The organism is Lysinibacillus mangiferihumi, assembly GCF_003049665.1.
GTDB lineage: Bacteria > Bacillota > Bacilli > Bacillales_A > Planococcaceae > Lysinibacillus > Lysinibacillus mangiferihumi.
In genome coordinates, this window is record NZ_PYWM01000021.1 from 74803 (window position 1) to 97776 (window position 22974).

Annotated in this window: 20 protein-coding genes and 1 pseudogene; 18 read left to right on the forward strand and 3 right to left on the reverse strand. The window is 34.9% G+C overall.

What is annotated here, in order from left to right; all coding sequences use genetic code 11:
- Positions 1 to 9: 9 nt before the first annotated feature.
- From C9J37_RS18475 to C9J37_RS18535, 13 genes are all read left to right on the forward strand, one after another.
- A complete protein-coding gene (locus tag C9J37_RS18475; protein WP_107896535.1) occupies positions 10 to 933 on the forward strand; it encodes a hypothetical protein in 924 nt (307 codons plus the stop codon).
- A 255-nt stretch (positions 934 to 1188) separates the two neighbouring features.
- Positions 1189 to 1482 carry a hypothetical protein gene (locus C9J37_RS18480; protein ID WP_107896536.1) on the forward strand — a complete coding sequence of 98 codons (294 nt, stop codon included), beginning with the start codon at positions 1189 to 1191 and terminating at the stop codon, positions 1480 to 1482.
- Positions 1482 to 1817 carry a hypothetical protein gene (locus C9J37_RS18485; protein WP_107896537.1) on the forward strand — a complete coding sequence of 112 codons (336 nt, stop codon included), beginning with the start codon at positions 1482 to 1484 and terminating at the stop codon, positions 1815 to 1817. The genes C9J37_RS18480 and C9J37_RS18485 overlap by 1 nt, the downstream gene beginning before the upstream one ends.
- Positions 1810 to 2280, forward strand: coding sequence for a hypothetical protein (locus C9J37_RS18490; protein ID WP_107896538.1), 471 nt, complete (start codon positions 1810 to 1812; stop codon positions 2278 to 2280). Before C9J37_RS18485 ends, C9J37_RS18490 begins: the two co-directional genes overlap by 8 nt.
- 99 nt (positions 2281 to 2379) lie before the next feature.
- Positions 2380 to 3621 (forward strand): MobP2 family relaxase, encoded by a 1242-nt coding sequence (gene mobP2, locus C9J37_RS18495; protein WP_235617169.1) that lies wholly within the window; start codon positions 2380 to 2382, stop codon positions 3619 to 3621.
- Between the two features lie 57 nt (positions 3622 to 3678).
- Positions 3679 to 4074 (forward strand): hypothetical protein, encoded by a 396-nt coding sequence (locus C9J37_RS18500; protein ID WP_107896539.1) that lies wholly within the window; start codon positions 3679 to 3681, stop codon positions 4072 to 4074.
- 2 nt (positions 4075 to 4076) lie between these two features.
- Positions 4077 to 4349 carry a hypothetical protein gene (locus C9J37_RS18505; RefSeq protein ID WP_107896540.1) on the forward strand — a complete coding sequence of 91 codons (273 nt, stop codon included), beginning with the start codon at positions 4077 to 4079 and terminating at the stop codon, positions 4347 to 4349.
- A 22-nt stretch (positions 4350 to 4371) separates the two neighbouring features.
- On the forward strand, positions 4372 to 7176 hold the full coding sequence (locus C9J37_RS18510; RefSeq protein ID WP_107896541.1) for an LPD25 domain-containing protein: 2805 nt from the start codon (positions 4372 to 4374) through the stop codon (positions 7174 to 7176).
- 181 nt (positions 7177 to 7357) lie between these two features.
- Positions 7358 to 8617, forward strand: coding sequence for a DNA (cytosine-5-)-methyltransferase (dcm, locus tag C9J37_RS18515; protein ID WP_107896542.1), 1260 nt, complete (start codon positions 7358 to 7360; stop codon positions 8615 to 8617).
- A gap of 37 nt (positions 8618 to 8654) precedes the next feature.
- Positions 8655 to 9629: a DNA cytosine methyltransferase gene (locus C9J37_RS18520; RefSeq protein ID WP_107896560.1), complete on the forward strand. Its 975-nt coding sequence runs from the start codon at positions 8655 to 8657 to the stop codon at positions 9627 to 9629.
- A gap of 211 nt (positions 9630 to 9840) precedes the next feature.
- Positions 9841 to 10446, forward strand: a complete 606-nt coding sequence (locus C9J37_RS18525) for a hypothetical protein (protein WP_107896543.1) — start codon at positions 9841 to 9843, stop codon at positions 10444 to 10446.
- Between the two features lie 87 nt (positions 10447 to 10533).
- Positions 10534 to 13173, forward strand: a complete 2640-nt coding sequence (locus tag C9J37_RS18530) for a type IA DNA topoisomerase (RefSeq protein ID WP_167397361.1) — start codon at positions 10534 to 10536, stop codon at positions 13171 to 13173.
- 119 nt (positions 13174 to 13292) lie between these two features.
- Positions 13293 to 13910: a restriction endonuclease gene (locus C9J37_RS18535; RefSeq protein ID WP_107896545.1), complete on the forward strand. Its 618-nt coding sequence runs from the start codon at positions 13293 to 13295 to the stop codon at positions 13908 to 13910.
- Positions 13911 to 14042: 132 nt separating this feature from the next.
- On the opposite strand, the gene C9J37_RS18540 is transcribed toward C9J37_RS18535, so the two are convergent.
- Complete coding sequence (locus tag C9J37_RS18540) at positions 14043 to 14669, reverse strand: hypothetical protein (RefSeq protein WP_107896546.1); 627 nt, start codon at positions 14667 to 14669, stop codon at positions 14043 to 14045.
- Positions 14670 to 15074: 405 nt separating this feature from the next.
- On the reverse strand, positions 15075 to 16814 hold the full coding sequence (locus C9J37_RS18545; protein ID WP_107896547.1) for a hypothetical protein: 1740 nt from the start codon (positions 16812 to 16814) through the stop codon (positions 15075 to 15077).
- Positions 16815 to 17665: 851 nt separating this feature from the next.
- On the opposite strand from C9J37_RS18545, the gene C9J37_RS18555 reads away from it, so the two are divergent.
- From C9J37_RS18555 to C9J37_RS18565, 3 genes are all read left to right on the forward strand, one after another.
- Complete coding sequence (locus C9J37_RS18555; RefSeq protein WP_107896549.1) at positions 17666 to 19216, forward strand: primase C-terminal domain-containing protein; 1551 nt, start codon at positions 17666 to 17668, stop codon at positions 19214 to 19216.
- A gap of 257 nt (positions 19217 to 19473) precedes the next feature.
- Positions 19474 to 20700 (forward strand): Alp7A family actin-like protein, encoded by a 1227-nt coding sequence (locus tag C9J37_RS18560; protein WP_107896550.1) that lies wholly within the window; start codon positions 19474 to 19476, stop codon positions 20698 to 20700.
- A 9-nt stretch (positions 20701 to 20709) separates the two neighbouring features.
- Positions 20710 to 21069 carry a hypothetical protein gene (locus C9J37_RS18565; protein ID WP_107896551.1) on the forward strand — a complete coding sequence of 120 codons (360 nt, stop codon included), beginning with the start codon at positions 20710 to 20712 and terminating at the stop codon, positions 21067 to 21069.
- Positions 21070 to 21593: 524 nt separating this feature from the next.
- On the opposite strand, the gene C9J37_RS29730 is transcribed toward C9J37_RS18565, so the two are convergent.
- Positions 21594 to 21812: a MerR family transcriptional regulator gene (locus C9J37_RS29730; RefSeq protein ID WP_107896552.1), complete on the reverse strand. Its 219-nt coding sequence runs from the start codon at positions 21810 to 21812 to the stop codon at positions 21594 to 21596.
- Positions 21813 to 22157: 345 nt separating this feature from the next.
- On the opposite strand from C9J37_RS29730, the gene C9J37_RS18575 reads away from it, so the two are divergent.
- Both C9J37_RS18575 and C9J37_RS18580 read left to right on the forward strand, forming a co-directional pair.
- Positions 22158 to 22349: a hypothetical protein gene (locus C9J37_RS18575; RefSeq protein ID WP_107896553.1), complete on the forward strand. Its 192-nt coding sequence runs from the start codon at positions 22158 to 22160 to the stop codon at positions 22347 to 22349.
- A 75-nt stretch (positions 22350 to 22424) separates the two neighbouring features.
- Positions 22425 to 22974, forward strand: a pseudogene (locus tag C9J37_RS18580) (hypothetical protein); the annotation flags it as partial.

The window sequence follows — 22974 nt, forward strand, 5'->3', positions numbered from 1 at the left end:
TCAATTCAGGTGAAATTAAAAATAAATAAAGGTATGGAAAACAAATTTTATTTTAGCTTGATGCTCTTTTTGATCGTCAGCTTTTTGTTTTTCTTCACATCTAAATGGTGGATGTATGATGACAATCCATTAAAACAAACTCCATTTTTTAAAGAGATAACCGGCTTAGATCAAACAACACTCATCCTAAATAAATGGAGTTACAATCCAAAAACGAAGTTAATGGAAGTGATGTTTGAGACAAATCATACAGGTACAGATACGGTAAAACCAACATTTGCATTTGCAGCAAAAGCATCTAAGTCGTTAGAAAGTTATCCGGTGAAAATTGTTTACGAGCAGGATAATCAGTATGTCGTGCATATTCAGAATGTACCGGAAAAATATAAGGTTATTGGTCTGTTTGTTAAAGAAATACGTGATCAAAAGTTACTTGAAAGTGAAGCCAGGGACAAGTTGATTGCTGAAAAAGGAAGTCAAACTGCAACAGATAAATTAGATATACCTAAGCCGAAAGAGAAAATTTTAGTGGGTGATTATCGCAAAATCTCTGTTAATCCCTCATTAAAAAAACAATCCAATGTAGATTATCAAATAGCATTTGTCGAACTGGAAATGAAGCAAATTGCGAAACAAATTATGACATTAGAGAAGGACCAATTACCACTCCAAGATGAAATCATCAAAAACATTCGAGGAGAGATACAGCAATTAGAGAGTGAGCTTGTTTACAAAACGGAAGCCGAAAAGCAAGATGTTCGTCGTCAAATTGCACAAAAAGAAACCTCTATTGAAAAAATAAAAGAGAAGCAACAGCATTACAAAGAACGCATTCAGGAATTGCAAAATAAGCATGAGAAGTTGATAGAAAAAATTGAAATAATTCGCTCTGGAGCCAAGAAAAAGAATGCAATTGAAGACAAATCTGCATAGATTATTCGTTGAATAGTATGTAGAAAACATATAGAAACGAATAAATGTTTGTATAGAAAATATATAGAAATGCACTTTTTTATGGGGACACCGAAATACTAGGCTCTGCCTAGTCTATCACCCCAAGTGATAGCAGATTTCCCTTATGCTCTTTCTCACAATAGCCTGCGGTTTGCAGGCTATTTTCAGTTTCGCCTCTTTTAGAGACGAAACGCTCTTTGCTCTGGTGATTTTACAGTAAAGGAGGTGCTTACATTGGCTGAAATAAAAGCACGTGTCGATCCAGCAATCAAGAAAAAAATAGCAAGCATGGCCAAAAAAAAGAAGATGACACAAAATGCTTTTATCAATCTTCATTTGGAACGGATAACGACTCCAAATTTATTTCAAGAAGAAAAAAATCGCTTTGAAGAAATGCTGGGGATGCATATAGAGGTGTTTGCGACATTTGCAAAATCGAATGATAAGTTACTGAAGACGCTTATTTCAATCGAGGGTGTTTTAAATCGCGAAGTTCAAAAAGTTATTGAGCAAGAGGTGAACGAATAATGGGGGATATATTAGTTCGAGAAGTCGATGAATTAGCAATAGATAAAATTGAAAAGGCTGCAAAAAAAGCAAAGGTGTCACGCCAGGTTTATTTAAAATCATTGCTGGAACGAATAGCCTACTATGATGTGTTCATTGAAGAACGAGATCGCTTTGAAAAGGTTGTAATGGCTTCTCAAAAACAAATGGAACAATACCTACTACAACAAAGTGAACTATATGAGCGTGTATCACGAATTGAATCGATGTTGTACTTACTATTAGACAGTGATGAGGAAGAAATACAGCAGCAATTAATTGAAGTGGTCGGAAGGGAATTGAAGCAAAATGAGTAATGAAAATAAGAAACAACAAAAAAATCTCTTCTTAACTGAGTCCACTATTAAAAAAATTGAACAGTTAAAGATTGATAGAAAATTATCCTCACACGGGGCTGTTATTGAGTATCTTGTTGATTCTTATTTTGCAAATGAATCTTCTCAAAATCAAGCATTACTAACTGAAATAGATGCAATAGTGTTCCAACACTTGCAGCGTGTCTTTGAGCCACTAACAGAGGATTTAAAGCGAGTACGAGTAACAGGTAATGTTATTGATCGTAATACTCAAATGTTGCTTGAATTTTGGAATCACTATTTTATTATGACAGATGCAAAAAAATTAGGTTCAACTCAACGTTATAAAACTATACCTTTTGAAGAGGCAGAGGCATTAGTGAAAGAACGTATTGCACATAATCGCCAAAAGAAATTAGATTGGGAAGCAAAAAGAAAACCTTCAGATAATCAGGATAAATAGGGGTGATACATTTTAGTTAATCAACTCACAAAGATTATTGAGCAAAAATATTAGAAAAGATTCTCTATTTACAGGTGAGTTTTTTTCTTTAGAAGGAGCATGATGAAATTGGTTGGTTCTCCAGGAGTAGTTTTGAAAAGCCGATTTGTTATGCCGTCAAGCGATGAATATAAGGATTTTATTAATTATATTGATCGTGACGATGCGAAAGTGACAGAGAACATTATTGTTGATGAAAATGATTCTTTTTCTGTTTTTTATCAGTATATGGACTATATGGGAGACGAAAATAAACAAGGCGCTTTGTTTACGTGTACTGAAGATATTGTCAATGTGGAACAAAAAAGTTCATTAAAGGATTTGTTTCAACAAGCGCAAGAAAATGGATCACCACTTTGGCAAGATGTCATTAGTTTTGATAATAGCTTTCTACAAAAGTATGGACTAATGGATGAAAAAAGTGGTCAAGTCAACGAAGTTAAAATGAAAAATGTCGTACGTGCTGCAGTGAACGAAATGTTAAAAGCAGAGAACATGATGGATAGTGCAGTATGGTCAGCAGCGATTCATTATAATACTGACAATATTCATGTCCATATTGCTACCGTAGAACCTATACCTTCAAGGGCTAAAAAGTGGCTAATGAATCAGGAAACTGGTAAGTGGGAAGAACAAGTCCGAGCGAAACGTAAACAAAGTTCATTGGATAAAATGAAGTCAAAAGTAGCCAATCTTATTATGGATCGCACAATCGAACGAAATCTTATTACTGATTTGATTCGAGGTAGTGTGCAAATGAAAAAAGAAAAAGGCATTGATTTGTCTACACTTCGTCAATCTAAAAGGCTATTTCAAAAGGCACTTCAACGTTTACCGCCAGATCGGTCACAGTGGCGATATGGTTATCAATCTATTGATGAAGCTAGGCCATATATCGATCAAATCGTAGAGATTTATTTAAATCGTTACTATAAAAGTGAAATGAAAGAGCTTCATATACTACTTGATGAAGAAGTCGAAGTTATGAAGGAAAAGTACGGTGAAGGCAGCAAGTATCAAAACTACAAGCAGACAAAATTAGATGATTTAAAAAAACGCATGGGTAATGCGGTCTTAACAGAAATGCGTGAGTATCAAAAAGAAGCCGATCAACGTTTATATGAATTATCTAAATCCAAAAGGAAGTACCAGGCTCCTATGTATCGTCAAAATTTACAGGCTTCTAGAGAATTAAATCGAGCACTAAATAATTTAAGTTATCGGTTACGAAAAACGTACCATGACTTTAGAAAAGAACGTAACATGGAAGAGTTTGACCGCATGTTAGATGGATATGAATAGTAAATAATAATTGATTCTAATAATTTAATTTAACGTTTAAAAAGAAGAAGGTTATGTATGATCTATCAAGTTAAATGTAAAACATGCAATAAGTTACTTGATCAAGTGACAGAGCCGAATATAGAAGTAGAATGTATGGCATGCATTGAAAATAATCTAGATATAGAGGTAGTCACTGCACCTAAAGAAATTGGATTCTTTACTATGGAAAATAAATGGACCATTCCTCATAACTATCTCATTGAAAATTTGAATGGACTACAATTTCTGATACATCGCGAATTGGCCATAAGTGAGATTGATAAATATGAAGAGGATCGTATTTTCGTTTATAAATCCCAAAAGTATCTTTCAACAATTGCTCGTGTGTCTTCCAGGGAAGAGGCTAAATCAATAATTAAGAGCATTTGGAAATCTTTTAGTGACACCAATAATAAAAAGGATGGTAATTAGGAATGGAGAATTTTACACAGGCATTTATCAAGGAACTAAAGGAAAACATGTTGTTATTACATGTAAATGGAACGGATGTAGAAGTTGAATTGACAGCTGAAGAAGCCCAACAAATTTACCTGGCCGTTGATCATGGAACCTTTATTGTTTTGTTTGATTTGGAGCGTCAAGAAATTGTATCCAATATAACCGAAGCTCAACTTCTGAAGCAATTTCCAGAAACACAATTAGATGAATTCAAAGATGCACACATCACACCTGCAGACTGGCAATAAATGATGATAGGAGAAAAATCGAATGGCTATTAAACAAAAAAAATATACAGCAAAAACAGCAGAAGAAAAGCAAAAAGAGATTGAAGAATTATCAAATAAAATGACCAATCAACTAAGCTCCTATTTTGTATCGGAGGATGCACTAAAAGAGCATCTAGTTTTTATGTCTATTTTTTATAATTATTCCTTGCGTAACATGGCTTTGATTCAAAATCAATTCAGAGGTGCCAGTGCAGTTGGTTCGTTTAAATTTTGGCAGGACAAGGGCGCATCAGTTAAAAAAGGTGAAAAAGGGATTCAAATATTTGTTCCCACTCCTGTGACTTACTTTAATCGAGGTGGGGAGTGGATACAAGTTCAATACGCCGATCCAAGGGAAAAAATACAAATTAAAAATGGAGCGCTAGAAACTCAACAAAAGTTATTTTTCAAAATTGGGCACGTGTTTGAATATACTCAAACGGATGCAAGGGAGAAAGGGATGCCCGTCTCTGAAATTTTTGGACAGTACTATCAGGATGGAGTAATAGAGAATCAGGATGAGTTGTTAGCAGCTATGCATAAAGTTTCTAAAAACTTAGGATTTGAAATATTGTCTGAACCTCCACGTGAATTAGGAACAGCGAAAGGTGTTGCATATCCAAATGAAAAAAAGATTGCTCTTAATCCAAGAAATACAGTATATGAGAATGTCACTACGTTACTTCATGAATTAGCACATGCAAGATTACATACACCTGATGTTCGAGATAGTTTTACTAAAGCAGAACGTGAATTTCAAGCAGAAATGGTGTCCTATGTCGTGGCTAGTCGATACGGCATCGATACTGAGAATTTTAGCCTTTCCTATTTGGCCAGATGGACACAACAAGGTAAAGAATTAAAAGATAAAGAAATGCTACTTAATGGTGTTAGAACAGCAGCATGTGAATTTATAGAAATTATTGATGCACATTTTCAAGAAATAGAGCATTCCAAAGAGGTAAACGAACCCACGCAGTCAGCGCAAGAACAGGAATTACAAGAAAAACCAACTGAAAGTATCTATTATTCTATCGATGAAGAAGCAGCACGTCGTGCAAAAGAAGCCAACAGTTTTTCTGACTATCTGCCTGGAAGTGCGACCAAAAATTATCGGCAGTCAATTGATGCAGCGATAAAAATCGCAGAACGACAAAAGTTACAAGTTGATGCATCTTTTCACGATAAGATTGATGGTTTACTTGACACGTATGCACGAAAACTTGCAGAAAATCTGAATAAAAGTTTTGAAATTAATGCACGTGTCCCTTCTATGATGATTACAGGGGGAGGAAACTTTCCAACCAAGAAAAAAGAAAAACAGAATATTGCAAGGGATAAGAATATGGAAGAATGGCGAGCGATTCAAGGTTTGCTCGACAAAATTCAAAGTACAGGTAGAGGTGGAATCAGTTCGGATGATCCTGAAGTAGTTCAAAAACTAGAAGCGAAAATTGTGAAATTGGAAGCGTGGCAAGAAAAAATGAAAGCGACCAATGCTTTTTATCGCAAATATAAGACCTTAGATGACTGTCCTCATTTATCAAAATCAGAAGTTGAAAAGTTAAAAGTGAACATGTCGAGTAGTTGGAGAAGTGAGCCGAAACCGTTTGAATCATACCAGCTTACCAACAATAATGCGGAGATTCGTCGATTAAAGAAACGGATCCAAACATTGATAACAAGCAAGGAAAAGGATTATGGTGAATGGGTATTTGAAGGTGGGAAGGTAGAAGCGAATAAAGAAGAAAATCGATTACGTATTTTCTTTGATGAAAGACCCAGTGAACAAATACGCAACGAGCTGAAAAGTCATGGCTTCCGCTGGTCACCTAAAGCCAGTGCTTGGCAACGGCAATTGACGGATAATGCTGTTCGTGTGGCGCAAAGTATGGCATGTTTACAACCGACTGATGAGAAAAAATTGCAACACAAAGAACAAGAAGCTACATCTGGGTCAAACTGGTTGCTGGTCGAATACGGCTCGTTGTCTAATGCCAAGTTGCGTATTATTCCTGAAGATGATTTGCTAAATGAAGTTGCTATGTTGACAAGAGGCCAAATTGAACATGAAAAATTGCTTGCTTTCTCGCAGGTGAATGAAGAGTTTGTGCAATTGTTCAATGATACATTCCAAACACAATTCACGCTTGTAAATGAGCAAATGGCTAAAACACCACAAATTTTGATTCAATGGTCAGAAAGCGAATTGAAATCTAATGAATTAATGGGGTTTGCTGAAGGGAATAATCGCATGGCCCAACTTGAAGAGAATGTGTTTCATGATAAAGAAAAAGCCTACGGTTATCTCAAAACAAGGTACCATGTATTGATTCCGAATGGAGATAAGATTGACTTAGTTAACCCAGATCGATTAGATATTGGGGATGGTTATTATAGTAGTCCTTACCAGCAATTACTAGCAGAGAACAAATTAACTGAACAACAACATCAAGAGCTTTTAAAGGACCTAGCATTGTATTCTAATGAGTGTGAAAAATTAATCAATGAGCAGTTAAGTACGCTTAAAAGTTTACATTACTGGCGAAGAAATCAACTTGTAGCAGAGCGTGAAGAAGATCATGCTGAAGTAGAAAAGAGCAATCAAAGTATTCGATACCAATTAGAACAAGCTGACCAACTAAACATTCCTTTCAAGCTACAAAATAAAGTTTTGCATCATGCTGAACATTATCAAAATGAAAACATTAGCGATATGGAGATAAATGAATTACTTTCCTTTAGCCATTGTTATGAACAAGGTAAAGGTCGAAGAAGTAAAATATCTAGTGAATATGAACGCTAAAAAAGGCATAGTTAGCGCAGTCAAAAGACTAGCGTTATTTTTTATGTCTAAAATACCAAGCGTTTGGGAATTTACCTCAAACGAAAAAAGAGGCTTGCGTAATAGCGAGCCTCTTAATCACTGGATAAGAACGTGAGTTCCTGCCCGTTGTTCATTATAGTACATCGGGAGTGAAAAAGATATGCGATTTTTAGATTTTTTTTCGGGGATTGGTGGTTTCCGACTAGGAATGGAAGCCGTTGGACATGAATGTGTCGGTTATGTCGAATGGGATAAGTTTGCACGAAAATCTTACGAAGCTATACACAACACAGAAGGAGAGTGGACTGCACATGACATTACAACAGTTTCAGATGAAGAATTCAGCAAATTTAGAGGAAAAGTCGATATTATCTGTGGAGGATTTCCATGCCAAGCATTCAGCGTTGCTGGAAAGCGACAAGGATTTAAAGATACTCGAGGAACATTGTTCTTTGAAGTTGCAAGGGCAGCTCAACAAATCCAACCACGGTATTTATTCCTTGAAAACGTTAAAGGGCTATTATCTCACGACAAAGGGAAAACGTTCGGAATTATCCTCGATACGTTGGATGAACTTGGGTATGACGTTGAATGGCAAGTGCTTAACACTAAAGACTTCTCAACAAAAGAACGCCCAACGCCACAAAATCGAGAACGAATTTTCATTGTCGCACATCTTAGAGGAACAAGTACCCGAAAAGTATTTCCTATCGGACGAGAAAGTGAAGGCTCTGATAGCAAATCAAAAATAATAATCTTTGGTAGTACACAAAAGAATCATCAAGCATCTCAAAGTCAACGAGAATTAGTATATGATTCTAAAGGAATAATAGGTTCTTTATTAGCATCGGATGCAAAGAACCCAAAACAAATTGTAATTCGTACAGTAGGTAAGCTACCTGGTAAACAGGAGCAAAACAATCGTGTGTATCACGTTAAAGGGTTTAGTCCAATCAATACCAAACCACCTGTACAAAAAATATGTTTACCTATCCTTACACCAGATCGGGTAGAGAAAAGGCAAAATGGTAGACGTATCAAAGGACCAGACGAACCTATGTTTACAATCACTGCACAAGATCGTCATGGGGTAGCTATTAAGGAAGCTACTACAAAGGGATATGATATAGCTAATCCAGGTGATAGTGTAAATTTCAGTGTACCTAACTCGAAAACTCGTAGAGGGCGTGTAGGAAAAGGGATTGCGAATACATTAGATACTACTTGCCAACAAGGAGTGTTAACAGAAGAATTTCGAATTAGAAGGCTGACACCGAAAGAGTGTTGGAGATTACAAGGCTTTCCAGATGAAGCATTTGAGAAAGCTGCAGCTGTTAACTCAGACTCGCAACTATACAAGCAAGCAGGAAATAGTGTAACCATTAATGTAATACAGGCAATTGCGAAAAAATTTTGCTGAACATATATTGCATGGAGAAGGACGAGGGATAATTAAAATGATAAATGAAGAAAAATTAAAAATTCTAGAATTATTTGGTGGTATAGGAGCACCGAGAAAAGCACTTATCAATTTAGGTGTAGAACACAAGTCCCTTGATTATGTTGAGTGGGATGAAAAAGCAGTGCTAACTTACAACGCTATGTTTGACAATCGATACAAACCCGAAAATGTTGTTGGATATACATTGAAACCAGATATTTTAGTACATGGTAGTCCATGCCAAGACTTTTCAATAGCTGGTAAACAGTACGGTGGAAACGTGGAAGATGGCACTAGAAGTTCACTTATGTTTGAAACTATTAAAATTATTAAAAGTTTAGGAGTGTTGAAACCGAAAGTAGTAATCTGGGAAAATGTAAAAAATGTACTTTCGAAAAATATGGTGCAATCTTTTAATCAATATCTAATGGATATGGAGAATTTAGGTTATACCAATTCATATCAAGTTTTAGATGCTCGTGATTTCGGCATACCTCAAGCTAGGGAAAGGCTTTTCACTATATCAATTTTAAATGGGGCACATTTCGATTTTGCAAAGCTCAAGAAAACACCAATGCAATCTATCAAAGAATTCCTAGAAGATGATGTCGATGAAAAGTATATTGTTACACAGCCTAGTATGCTTAAAAAGCTTCCTAACCAACCTATTGTTCCTGGCACTTATGGTGGAATGTTGAAAGAAGTAAAGGAATTTGTTTACACAATTACTACTAAGCAAGTGAGATATCCAAATAGTGGTGTTGTAAGAACGAAAGATGGTCGTTGGAGGTATTTAACAGAACGAGAGTGTTGGAGATTGATGGGATTTGATGATGCTGATTACGAAGCAGCTTTGAAAGAGCATCCGTCAAAAGAAGGTTGTCGAAATGGTACTCTTTATCACCAAGCAGGAAATAGTATAGTAGTTCAAGTATTAGAAGCAATTTTTGAATTACTTTTAAGTGGCCATTATTTCAATCTACAAAAATAAAGTTTTGCATGTTAAACATCATTAAAGAATATGAACGCTAATTAAAGCACAGTAAACGCAGTCAAAAGACTAGCGTTATTTTTATTGCAAAAAATAAGAGAGGCTTGTCCTACCAAGCCTCTTAAAAAGTATATAAAAGAATCCCTGTTCTTTTAGGATGATTAAGGAGTTATTGAGGACAATTCAATTTGAAAAAATACGAGGTGGAATAATGGAGAATGCTGTTAAACAAGTGAATATTATTACTATTGAGTCATCAGATTGGGAAAAGATTTTGAACGGTGAAAAATGGGTGTTATTCCTAGAAAAATATTTCATAAGTGAAGAACAAAAAATAGAAGATAGCGAGTCAGATTGTTTAAATCAGGGTATAATTTTTGATCCTAAAAAGATTTATTTTGAGGATAAAGAATCAGGCTTAATAGTTGGTGAAGCGTGGACAGACATAATTTATTGTCTTTTTTACGATAAAAAAAATAATACTAACGACTGGACATATGATTTGCCATATGTTCGAAATGAAGCGATTAAAAGATTATATTACAGCTGGTGTGAAAATAAGTCATTAAAGCCAAACCACAAAGAAGGTTGGTTCAAGTCTAAGAAATTCTCTAGTTGTCTTGAAAAGATAGGTTGGGGAAGTAATTATGCCTTATTTTTAATGGATATTGTTGCATACGAATATGAAGCAATAAGTGTAGAGTGTCCATGGTGTGAAAGGGAACAAAAAATATATGCACAAAAGCAAACGTTGGGACGAACATCACATAAATGTGAAGGATGTGGGATAAGTTTTGCTATTTGGCACTTATTTTAGAAAAAATGAAGAATCGTTGTAAGGAGTCACAAACAGGTGATTCTTTTTTTATTTCTCATAATTAATTAGTAAAGGATGATTGTTAAAATGAATGTTGTTATTTTATGTGAAAAGCCGTCACAAGCGAGAAATATTGGTAGCACGTTAGGAATAGAGCGTCAACATGAACATTACTTTGATATTAAAAAATCTGAATTACTGCCTAATGGTGCTACTCTTGTTTGGTCAGTTGGCCATTCAGTAACTTTAAAAGAGCCAGATGATTATGATCCTAAGTATAAAATATGGAAATTGGATGACTTACCAATAAAGCCGGAGAAATACGAGTACAAAGTAGACGAGGGCAAAAGGAATCTTTTTAACACTATGAAGGAACATTTGGCTTCAGCGAAAATAATAATTAACGCAACAGACGCTGGAATCGAGGGTACTCATATTTTCTTTGCAATTCTTGAAACAGCAAAAATTGATACATCAAATAAGACGCTTAAACGCCTGTGGATTTCGTCAGAAGAAAAAAGTGAAGTATTACATGGTTTCCGGAATTTAGAGCCAATAGAGAAAGATTTACTAAGGTTTGAGCGTGGAAAAGCCAGAGCAATTAGTGATTGGTATTTAGGTATGAATACGAGTCGCTTTGCCACTTTAAAAGCAAATGAAAAAACACCCAATTTACCAAAAATCGCAATTGGACGAAATATGCAAGTAGTCTTATCAATGGTTTATCAACGTCAAACGGAAATTGAAAATTTTATTTCTAAGCCATTTTATGAGTTGGATGCTAATTTTGTTTTAGAGCAAGGCGATTACAAAGGGAAATCTAGATTAAAATTTGCTACTAAAGCAGAATTAAAAAGCTTCTTAGAAAAAAATGAGCTTGCTTCAGATAAAAAATTGGAGGCCATTGTTTCTAGTGTCATAAAAGAAACTAAGACACAAAATGCGCCTGCATTATTGAGTTTATCATCACTTCAAAAACTAGCATTTAAAAAGTTTAAGTACGATCCTGATATGACAAAAAATATAGCGCAATCTCTCTACGAGAAGCGTGTCTTATCATATCCACGTACCGATTCAAAATATATAAGTGAAAATGAATATGAGTATTTAAAAGATTTAGTCGGTGATTTAAAAACCCTACTTAATATTGAATTTGAGCCAATTTTTAAACCGTTAAAAAAACATGTTGATGCTAGTAAATTAACAGACCATTATGCACTTCTGCCTACCCGAAAAATCGCAGATTTAGTCGAATTGTCAACGGAGGAGCGTAATGTTTATTTAGAGGTTGTTAAAAGTGCCACAGCTATTTTTATGGCTCCTTACAAGTATGAAGAAACAAAAATTGTAACGAATATCAATGAAGTGTCCTTCTATACAACTGGCCGTATCGAAAAAGTAAGTGGCTGGAAGGAGATCTTACAAGACGGAGATTCTAAAGATATAATTTTACCCAATGTTTCTGAAGGACAAAACGTATATGGTGTTCCTTTAACTACTGAAGGACGTACAAAACCGCCAAAAGCATACAACAAAGGTGATTTAATCGAGTTAATGGAGTATCCTGGACGCACTCTGGATAATGAAGAATATAGTGAGGAACGGGATATATTATCTGAAATAAAAGGTATTGGAACAGCAGCGACTCGTGATGAAACAATTAAAAAGCTTTTCAAAAATGGTTACTTGGATTTAACGGATAAAAATATTGTGTTTGTAACAGATATAGGAATTTCGATTTGCAAGTTGGTAGAGGGCACAAGCCTTGTAAGCCCTGTGATTACAGCGGATTGGGAAAAATCTTTAAAGGACATTGAAAATGGGACTTTGAAAGGTGAGGAATTTATAATGACCATCGAAAAAGAAGTAACAAACATTAATGAAAAAATCACTGAAAACCTTAAAACAACTGAATTTAAAGCAAAGGATGCAGATGCCCCTACCTGTCCAAAGTGTAAAAAAGGCAAGGTTATAAATAAAGGATCCGTATATGGTTGTACTCTATATAAAGAAGAAGGTTGCAATTTCTCTATTTTTAAAACAATTGCTAAGAAATCGATAACTGACAAACAGGTACTTGATCTAATTGTAAAAGGGCAAACAAGCGTTATTAAAGGTTTTAAATCAAAAGAGGACAAAGAGTTCGCAGCTATATTAAAACTGAATGCAGACGGTACTGTAGGCTTTATATTCCCCAAAAACCCAACTTGTCCAAAATGTAAGAAAGGAGAGGTTGTTGATAAAGGGAAATTAGTTGGTTGTACTCAATTTAATGATACCGGTTGCGATTTTTCTATTTTTAAAACGATTGCTCATAAAGCCCTTTCTGACAAACAAATACTTGATTTAATTGAAAAAGGGCAGACAGGTGTTATTAAAGGTTTTAAATCAAAAGAGGGCAAAGAATTTGCAGCTATATTAAAGCTAAATGTTGACGGTTCAATCGGCTTTATATTCCCTCAAAATGCAACGTGTCCAAAATGTAAAAAGGGAGAGGTTGTTGATAAAGGAAAAGTGGTAGGTTGTACTCAATATTCTAAAACTGGTTGCAACTTCTCAATTTTTAAAACAATCAGCAACAAAGAACTAACAGAAAAGCACTTAACTGATTTAGTTATAAAAGGAAAAACTAGCAAAATAAAAGGGTTTAGAGGTAAATCAGGAAAAGAATTTGATGCTAAATTAATATTAAATAAAGATTTTAAGATTGAATTTGATTTTAGTTAAGTTCTATTTAGTTTAATTAGCATTTAAAGGATTCGCCAATGTTGGTGAGTCCTTTTTTATTTAAGGGATTGCTGAGAAAGGATATGAGATAATTGTCGGTTCAATCTAGCCTCTTTTTGATGATAGTTATTTTGATAATGGTTGGTAGTAAACCTCTATTTACTATTTTGAAACGCAAGCAACTTGAACAAAATATAGCTCGTTCAGGTATTCGAGATATTGATTTGATGGATGGTTTTCAATTTGAAGCCTATTTAAAAGTGTTGTTTTCCAGAAGTGGTTACCACGTAACTGTTACACCGAAAAGTGGTGACTATGGTGCTGATCTTGTGTTGACTAAAGGAACGAAAAAGATTGTTGTCCAAGCTAAACGATATGGTTATGGAAATCGCGTTAGTTTAGGGGCGGTTCAAGAAATATATGCTGCACGTGCTTATTATGGAGCTGATGAAGCCTGGGTTGTTACAAATTCAGAATTTACCAAGCAAGCAGGAATTCTAGGAAGTGCCTGCTGCGTCAAATTGATTAATCGAAATGCGTTAAGCCAAATGATTTTAAAAATTAATCCATCACAAACACCTAGAGAAATCTACGAAACAGTTAATCCTGCACCCAGAGAATGCAAAAAATGTGGGAGTCCTATGTTTGTACGTTCTGTCCAAAAAAGAGAAAGGAAATTTTTTGGTTGCTCCAATTATCCAAAATGCACTTATACAGAAAACATCAATAAAGATTAAGATACATGCTTATTGAAACCAAGTAGCCTTATTCAATAAAGAGCGTTTAGTTGAATAAGGCTCATTTTAGGTAGTTTGATCAAATGCCAGGAGCGTGTTTTTTACTCTACAAATTACCCAGGATTAGATTATTCATTCCCTCCAATTTAAGTCGATAAAATCGCGGAAAATTTCTTTCAGCCTATAAGCAGTTGATGGCGTTCCAATTTGCTCCACAACATGTTCTAGCAATGAAGCCCAGGAATAATGTGATTCTCCATACTTATTTACATATCTCAATATCTCTTTGAATTCTCTAATTTGCCATTCTTCTAATTCATTTTGTAAATATTTTTTTATATACCTATTCACGAAGCGTACATGACTCATACTTATTTCTAATAGAACGGCCACTGTACGAGATATACTGCATTCTAGCGCAAATGTAAGTAATGCTATGGGTTTATACTCATCATGAGTAAATTTAGTTGATACTCTTTCCTTGCTTCCTTTCACTTTTTTTTCTATACTCTCATTCTCTAAATTGCCTCGAAATAAAGTGTTGCCATATATAAAATCTCTCTTAAAATACTTGGACAAGCTTTCTATTGATTCTCGATCTTTCATGACTAACATACAAAGTTCCGGGCAAATATCCTGAACTGGAACACCCGTGATGTAATTTAAACTGTAAATTACATGTTTTAAATCAGAACTGAGAATCGGCTTAACTGGCCGTTTTTTTTGATACATACGTTCCCCTCTACTCTCTTTTTCCACTCCCCCGCACCCCCAAATAGCGAAATTGATTAAGTACAATGTCTTTTTGTACTGAGGACATATTTCATTTTATGGTTAATGGTATCTGTATATGTTTGTTTAAATTTTTATAATGCTGGACATACTAACAATGAAAGGTGGTTATAAAATGAGTGCAGAAGATAAAAAGAAGAAGGTTCTTGAAGGTGTTAAAAAAGCGTCTGAACGTTCAGGATTCCCTACTATTCCTAAGAAAAAGAAAACTATTAAAAAGGGTTAAGAGAGGTACATGTACACTCTTAGCCCTTTTGTTGTTTATAGTTTGAATATATGAAATCTCTATCTGTATTTTTCAGAAAATCTAACATATGATTTAAAACCCTTAAATACGATTTTTCCAAACGATCCATAGAAAAAGGGCAAAATCTACTCAATAGGAGATTTGCCCTTTGTTTTATTTATATGTGCTTCATACCAAGTCGTCATCCTGGCCATACTATTTTTATTATAGCGTTTCATTTCGCTGTTTAAATAACGAAGTAATGTACTATGTGCTATGCCTATTTCAGCTGCTGCAGCTCGTACACTTAATTTCTCCACTTCTATGATTTCAGATATTGCCTGTGGTGACAGTGGTCCTTTAGGCATTTCTGCTCTTTCTGTAGGTGGTGTAGGTAATTGGTTCGCTTGTAACTTCATTTCGTTCGATAAACGTTGCTGTTTTTCTATCATCAGGTTCATCTGCCCAATTTTTTTGCGATTTTCATTAATTGTCTCCTGGGGTGGCATTATAATGAGGCTCAATTCCCCCCAATATTTTTTCACCCAATCGCGTTTCCCTACCTTAGATTCATCAACAGGTTCGGAATAATACCATTCATCAACAATACCGTCTGCCTTTAAGTCATCAAGTACCTTTTCTAATTTTTCTCGAACAATGACACCATTGTAACTTGTGGGGAAGTCAAGCGTTTCCACGAGCGTTTTTACCTTAAAGGGCTGTTTTAAATTTCTGCTGAGTGTACGTATTTTCCACTGATAGCTTAAATACCGTCCTAGTCGTTTTAATTCTTTTTGATTGTGATAGCTATATCGAATAACCTTTAAATCAAGTGAGACGAAAGTTTGGAGCGAGCTATCAAAGTATTTACGTAAAATTGGGGCTGGTTTTATTTTAAGTGCATATATTCCTTTTGGTTCACCAGTTATCTTATCGTAGGCAACTTTCACGCTATTAATCTCAAACATTCGATGGAATGTAGTAAAGTCATATTCATCTTCGGCAGAAATTTTCTCTTTATTTACAACACGTACATTATTATCACGCATGGAAATCCAAATAGATGAAAGAGCTGCCACTCGTTTCATAATCTTGAAACGATCACGTTCACGAATAATTAATGGTTTATCTTCAGTCCCATCATGACGTAACTTTAATACTTCATCACTATGAAACTCAATATAACCATCTTCATCCTTATATTGCAGCAACCACATATGCGAAATAATATCGAGTAAATCTGCTGTCAACTCGTCAAAAGCATTTAAAGTTGATTCTACAAGGTTTAACCACAATTCAGCTTGTTCAGGGTCGGGTATTTCAATTGTATCTTCTCTTAGCTCGGCTAACCCTCTTAAATCGCCTTTTGTATCGACAATTTCAGAAGTATATGTACCTTCAGATGTTTCAACAAACTTTTTCTTTTGTGAAATGGTATTACGCATAAATAAGTAGTCTGTATTTAGGGATGCAAAGATCCGGTCATTCTCAATAGCATCTTCAATCACGTCAAAAGACATTTGTTCGTCTACTAAAGGCTCATTTGTATTTTCCGGGTATTTTTCTTCTTCAGCTTCTTGTCTTTCCTTTTCAAGATACGGTTGAACTTCATACATAATAGAATCTATATAATTAATAAAGGCATCATGTAAAAGTACCTTTGTTGCAGGTCTACCTTGAAGTAATGTTTCATACACACATTGATATAAAGCTTGGAAGCTATCAGAAGGCACATAGTTTATATCCTTAGCCATCATCTCAACATCATTTTGCCATTTTCCGGCGGCTTCATAGTGAGCAAATGTAGACTGTGCTTCTTGATAAAGTGCAAGTGGTAACCATTCCTTTTTTATTACCATGCGTTCAGGTAGTTGTTTTAGGTTCAAAAATTACACCTCTTTTGTATCCATTTTAAGTTATTATAACAAAATGGTTCGGTATTTCAAATAATAACGAACCACTTAACTACTAAATTGGTTTTTGCATTGTTATTATGATGCTGATGCCTGGTGGTGTAATCCAACTCCAAGTTTGAATAAAGAAAACGAACCACTTTGGTTCGTTTTAGTGGTTTTCCGTCCAACAGCTATACAAAGTGGTGCGTTATTAATTAATTTTGTAATGAAATGGAAATATACTAATCGATATGACCGTATTATGTCCACTAATCATACAAACGGTTCGTTTTATATAGAATTCCGTCCAATAACCTATTTAAATAACAAAATAGTGGTGCGTTTTCTGTCCAACAGCTATACAAACAAAAAAAATAGTGGTGCGTTTTCCGTCCAACAGCTATAGTAAAATTTTTTTCCGTCCAATAGCTATACAATAAACGTTGATTTTACTGGTATTGGGGAAAAAAAGGAGTCAAAAGTGGTGCGTTTTGTAGAAAATTCCGTCCAACAGCTATAGTAAAATTTGTTTTTTTCTATGTGTAGTTCGTCCAATAGCTATACAAAAAAATACTGTTCATATAACTAGAATCGTTGGTATAACAGCTTTTAAGACACTTAATTAATTTATAAACTAGTGGTGCGTTTTCAAAAAAGTGGTGCGTTTTCTCGTCCAACAGTCACAGTATTCAAATTTTCATGAAACTCGCAATCCCTTGTGGCTGTAAGGTTCAGAGGGTACCAAAAAGTGGTGCGTTTTCCTCTTAGAGAAGGCCATTTTTGGCAATCTGCATTTATTATACTTGTCCTATAGAACTTTAAAGGGCAAGAGGTGTATAACAATGGCACAGGCAGCAGTTACATATGAACCAGTATCAGTAAATCTTGAAGAGGTCTATGATGTGATCTTACATAATGGGTTAACAACATATAAAACTAAACACTCAAATGCACCACTTCCTAAACGAGTAGAGGCAGCAAAAATTGATGCTCTATCAAAAAAAGGTGCTGTCTTTGTCGTGCGTTCAAAAGAAGACTTTCAAACCAACAAAGTGAAGGGTTATATTGTCACATCAAAAGAAACATTACTTGAAGATGCAACAGATTTAACACATTTTACACCAAACGTGTATCGCAAGTTTGGATATTCTGATGATTCAAGACGTATGATTCATGGTTTTGAAGAGCGTAACCTATTGCAAATTAACACATTTGTAGTTGATATTGATACAAAAAAGCATACGGTACAAGATATTTTACTTACATGTATGGATTTCTCTATTGGACTACCAACGTTAATTGTAGCTTCAGATCGAGGATACCAAGTGTACTTTGTATTAAAGCAACCACTATTTATTTCAAATAAAAACGATTTTCGTGGTTTAACTGTAGCCAAACGGATCTCTGATAATCTAAAAAGAAGTTTGAGAGATGTAGATGCAGATGTGTTTTGTAACGACTTTGGTTTCTTTCGTTTGCCAAAAGTCTCTAATATTGTATTTGCACTTTTAACTAATACATACAGCATGGCCGAACTCATCAATTGGTCTACTCGTTACGATGACAACAACGAACGACCTTTGTTTGTTGTGCCTACAAAGCTATCAAAAGCCTCTGTGATAGATTCAGAATGGTTCCAGGCTTTAATTAAAGCTGTTGATATAAGAGGCCAAAAAGGGCAAATAGGACGTAATAACGCGCTATTTACACTGGCTCTTGTTTGTTATAGCGAAGGATGGGACAAATCACGTACTTATGACTTTCTTGACGAGCATAATTACCGCCTACTTAATCCATTAAATGGTTCAACAATTAACAGCATCATTAACTCGGCTTATTCAGGTAAATATAAGGGAGCAAGTAAAGAGTACATTGAAGCATTATTAGAACTTTATGTATATAATGGCCATTCAATTAAAGTGAATACAGGAAGGAATGGTTGGTACAAATTTAAAAAGGACCGAAAAGATCGTATAAGAAGTCATTATAATGAGTGGGAACAAGACTTAGTTACATATATCACGGCAGAAAATAACCCTTCTGAACCGTTTATTTGGCGTACACAAAAAGAAATTTGTGATGCCATTGGAATTTCACAAAGCACATTGAACCAGGTAATCAAATCTTCTAGAAAAATACTAAAGACTGTTTCAGGTAAAGGACGTTATTCAAAAACTGGATGGACAACCGTTGACCTGTTTATTCAGCATGCAATGGGGCTACTACAAGCAACAAAAGCTCAATATCGTAAGCAGCTTATTCAAGTGGTTCAGGAATGGACTGAAGTTATCGAACAATTTGCTAGTTACGGAAAGTTAATGCATTCCCTTCAACAACTTATATTCAATAGCCCTACTAACGATCAAACATTTGCCTTTGTTGAATCTGGTTAATTTAATACTCCAGTGTGCCTTTACATATTTCCATTTACGTTTGTGTTTTGTTTAGGCAGCTTGTAGCAAGACCGTATCTTTTAAAATTATGGGGGCAGAAAGTGCAGCACTCTTTCTTGGTTTAATTTATTTATTTAACATTTAATGTGTACTATATGTGTACTTAACGTAGAAAAGCTCTTGCACTTTTACTAAAATTAGCTATAATTAGATTATAAGTACACACTGATGTGTACTAATTGAAGGAGTGGGATAAAATGAATTTCGAAAGATTAAATGCAGACTTTGGTAATTCAACAGGTAACTTCTCATGTGATAGTTACTACTTTGAAATTCCTACATGTGTAGTAGAGATTTCTAAAGATCAAGCAGAAGGATTATTTACTAATCAAGTTGAGGATACTGCAGACTTACTTAAACGTTTAGTGATTTCTACTATCATTAACGGTGAAGAGCATTTCTTTATGGTTGGTAAATTAGCAGAAGCTAGTCCTTATGCTAACAGTCATGTTGGAAAGATGCATGATAAAATAAATAGTAATATTCCTTATGCAATGTTTTTAGCAGCTATGACTTATGTCTATAAAATCAATGAAAATGATAGTGATAATAAGAATGATACATCAACTATTGAAATAGATAATATGAAGATGATGTTACCAGTGTGGCTTTTGAAAAAAGAAAATAAATTTTCAATTGCACAGAATAAAATGGTAAATCGTTTTATTGGTGAACATACAGTTAAATTATTGACACCAGGTATGGAAACAGATTTAACGATAAATATTAAAAATGCAAAATGTCATATAGAGAGTGAAGTTAGTCGTTGGGCGTTAAAATATAAAATCGTTAAAAAAGAAGATAATGAAGTAACCGTTATTGAAAAAAGACCTGAAGCTAGTAAATTTGATGCTTATGAGGTTGTTCTAGTTGATATTGGTGGGGGTTCTGTTGATTCTGTTCTTTTAGCTAAAGGATTAAATACGCCTGTTAATGCAGATAGCTTCCAAGTGGTACAAGTTGAGCCGTACTTGGGTAGATTAGATAAGTTATTTAGAGAAAAGCTTATTGAACACTTCTTGGATTTGCGTAGTTTGGAACAATTTATAGTCGATAATTATATGACGCAGCGTTATGTTTATAAAAATCCGAATACTGGTTCTAGCGTGACATTAACAGAGCCTATTGTACAAATGCTACAAGAGTACTCTGATATATTAGTTTATAAGGTTATGGAGTCGTCTAAAACGACTACAAGAGAAGCTTTAAAGTTTATTTATTTTGGTGGAGAGGCACCTATTTTAGAGCCTTATATAAAACATTCCATTACACAAATTACTAATGAAGGGATTATGGAAAATAATCATTACTTTTTAAGTGATTTGTTAGAAGATACAAAGGATGAAGTTTTCCCTCCAACGGCTCGAACAATCAATTTAACAGCATTAGAAATTTTGAGCTTGAATGACAAAACTAAAAAGTAGGGATAAAGTATGTCAGATAAAAAGCGATTGACGTTAACAGGTAATAAAATGCCTGATCACGTTTACGCAAAACTCGAAAAATTAGGTATCGAAAGAACACTTACACCTTACATTTGCAATTTGGTCGAAAAAGAGCAACAAATGGATAGTCTGATTAGCACTTTATCTATTTTGACTAGCAAGTTAGATACTGTCGAAAAAATTGTTATTGACATCAATCAGAAATTAAATAATACAACCATTCAAACAGTTTTAGAATCAAAAGAAAACTTAGTCAATCCTGTAGATGATATACGTGAAGGCAAGTTGGAAATTTCGAATCGAATTGAAGGCGGTATTGAAGAAGAAATAGAGGAGAGGGACTTTTAATGCGTATTTGTGAAATAAAAAAATAAGCCCCTCAAAAAGAGCAGCTTATACTACGGTCTTGTTTGCTAGTCTAAGCATGTACATTTTTGCTGATTAACTACCTTTCTATACAAGCGCGTGAATAATTACAACTTGACACGGAGCCTCTACTCGCACGATTCGATAGCCTAGAACCCAGCTATATCGAGGGCTGGTTAATCGGTCAAGGCTATCATGCTCGCCTCTCTCTGTAAAGTTGTAATATACAAAGGAAATCAAAAATGTACTTGGTTAAACAAGCATTTTTGTACATGTTTATTTCAACGTTTATAAAGAAGAAAAGAAATGATTATTTATGTTTTGGGGGGCTTGAAGGGCTTTAGCCCGCCCCCTTTTGTTGGGGAAACCTCTCGGCGTAGCCAAACGCTTTTTTATATGCATTGGAGAGATAGTTTTAGTCGACCAATGGTAGGAAACATACAAAATCAGGAAAAATAGTAGCGCGTATGTTCGTTTTTGATATATTAAAAGTGTTTTAAAGACGATTAGCGTAAAAAAAGTAAACCACTACTCAACTTGGAGGGAAAGGGCGGTTTACTTGCAGCGAGGATTTGCACAATTTTTTCTAAGTCTGACTTGCATAAAACCAACTGACCATTGTCATTCTTCTTTGCGTTCAATAAATCTAAATTAGAATAGTATCGTATAGAACGTTCAGTAAGTCCCGTCCTTTTATAAACTTCCCCCGTTTTAAACAGCGTAATTCACCTCCATATTCCAAGGTTAAAGTATTACGCAACGTTAATGTCAAATTAAAAAAGCTTAGCTTGTACAAAAAGAAAACCGAATTTCCTTAGCGTAGGAAAACTCGGCTTTTTTAATGTCGGAATTTGCTTAGCGTATGTTTTGCGCTTTTTGTTGGTAGGACCCCCAACTGATAAAATTTCTTGTTTCTATTAACATCGAAGTCATGAGTGCTGCGGTTGTTCCGTGCGTGTTTTTTGCATGGATCAACTGCAACACGGACTTGTTTTTTGAAGGGCTTTAGCCCGCTCATAGGGGAGATCGGCTAAGCTGACCATAAGAGTCATGAAGGAGGAGAGCAGGATTTGTTGAATGATAGCTTAGAGTATTGCCCGCACTGTCATACCAATTTACAGGGAGATGCCATACCGGAAGAACAGCAAAAATCTTATAATGCCACACACTTCACAAGAAAAATCGTTATGACAACAGTAGCAGCCGATAGAATTTTGTATTGGCAATGTCCTGACTGTGATGGAAAGTGGTCAATAAAATAAAAGTTACTTTATTAATTTATTTTAGGTAACCTTTTGTGGTATTATAAAGGTAACTTAAAATAAAGGGGCGTTCTTATGAGTGAAAAAGAGTTATTTGTATGTGAACGTTGTGGGAGTTCTATTGATGTAGCCTTAATTTATGTGAATGATGTACCTGTGACGTACTGTAAAAACTGTAGAGGGGCTTTATTTACTAAAAAAAAGCCTGTGGGTCGTCCAAGTATTGGTATTACTAAAAAGGTCTCTCTCACACTGACGGAAGATGATTGGACAGCATTAGATGAGAAAGCAAAAGGGAATCGTTCGCTTTTTTTACGCCAAACGATTGTTAAAGCATTGGACAATGAGGAACCCCCAGCAGGAGAATTGTATTTTAAAAGCGATCTGCATAAAGAACAATCGTTGAAGATATTAAATGTATTCAACCAACTGAGTATTTCAAGTGACTTGTATTATGGCTGTTTAGCGTATGTAGTAGGAGCGACTTATAAAGCTGATTGTCTTATCAAAAACATCGGTGAAGATAAGAAAGTGGATATGGATGGGTTGTTCAAGGACATGGAAGTGCTTTCGCATAGTGAGCGAGTGATGATAAGGTTTGGTTTGCAGTTATTCAACAGCAATA

Coding starts and splice junctions, on each gene's coding strand:
- C9J37_RS18485 (WP_107896537.1), top strand. CDS start 1,482: ATGGGGGATATATTAGTTCGAGAAGTCGATGAATTAGCAATAGATAAA.
- C9J37_RS18490 (WP_107896538.1), top strand. CDS start 1,810: ATGAGTAATGAAAATAAGAAACAACAAAAAAATCTCTTCTTAACTGAG.
- mobP2 (WP_235617169.1), top strand. CDS start 2,380: ATGATGAAATTGGTTGGTTCTCCAGGAGTAGTTTTGAAAAGCCGATTT.
- C9J37_RS18500 (WP_107896539.1), top strand. CDS start 3,679: ATGATCTATCAAGTTAAATGTAAAACATGCAATAAGTTACTTGATCAA.
- C9J37_RS18505 (WP_107896540.1), top strand. CDS start 4,077: ATGGAGAATTTTACACAGGCATTTATCAAGGAACTAAAGGAAAACATG.
- C9J37_RS18510 (WP_107896541.1), top strand. CDS start 4,372: ATGGCTATTAAACAAAAAAAATATACAGCAAAAACAGCAGAAGAAAAG.
- dcm (WP_107896542.1), top strand. CDS start 7,358: ATGCGATTTTTAGATTTTTTTTCGGGGATTGGTGGTTTCCGACTAGGA.
- C9J37_RS18520 (WP_107896560.1), top strand. CDS start 8,655: ATGATAAATGAAGAAAAATTAAAAATTCTAGAATTATTTGGTGGTATA.
- C9J37_RS18525 (WP_107896543.1), top strand. CDS start 9,841: ATGGAGAATGCTGTTAAACAAGTGAATATTATTACTATTGAGTCATCA.
- C9J37_RS18530 (WP_167397361.1), top strand. CDS start 10,534: ATGAATGTTGTTATTTTATGTGAAAAGCCGTCACAAGCGAGAAATATT.
- C9J37_RS18535 (WP_107896545.1), top strand. CDS start 13,293: ATGATAGTTATTTTGATAATGGTTGGTAGTAAACCTCTATTTACTATT.
- C9J37_RS18555 (WP_107896549.1), top strand. CDS start 17,666: ATGGCACAGGCAGCAGTTACATATGAACCAGTATCAGTAAATCTTGAA.
- C9J37_RS18560 (WP_107896550.1), top strand. CDS start 19,474: ATGAATTTCGAAAGATTAAATGCAGACTTTGGTAATTCAACAGGTAAC.
- C9J37_RS18565 (WP_107896551.1), top strand. CDS start 20,710: ATGTCAGATAAAAAGCGATTGACGTTAACAGGTAATAAAATGCCTGAT.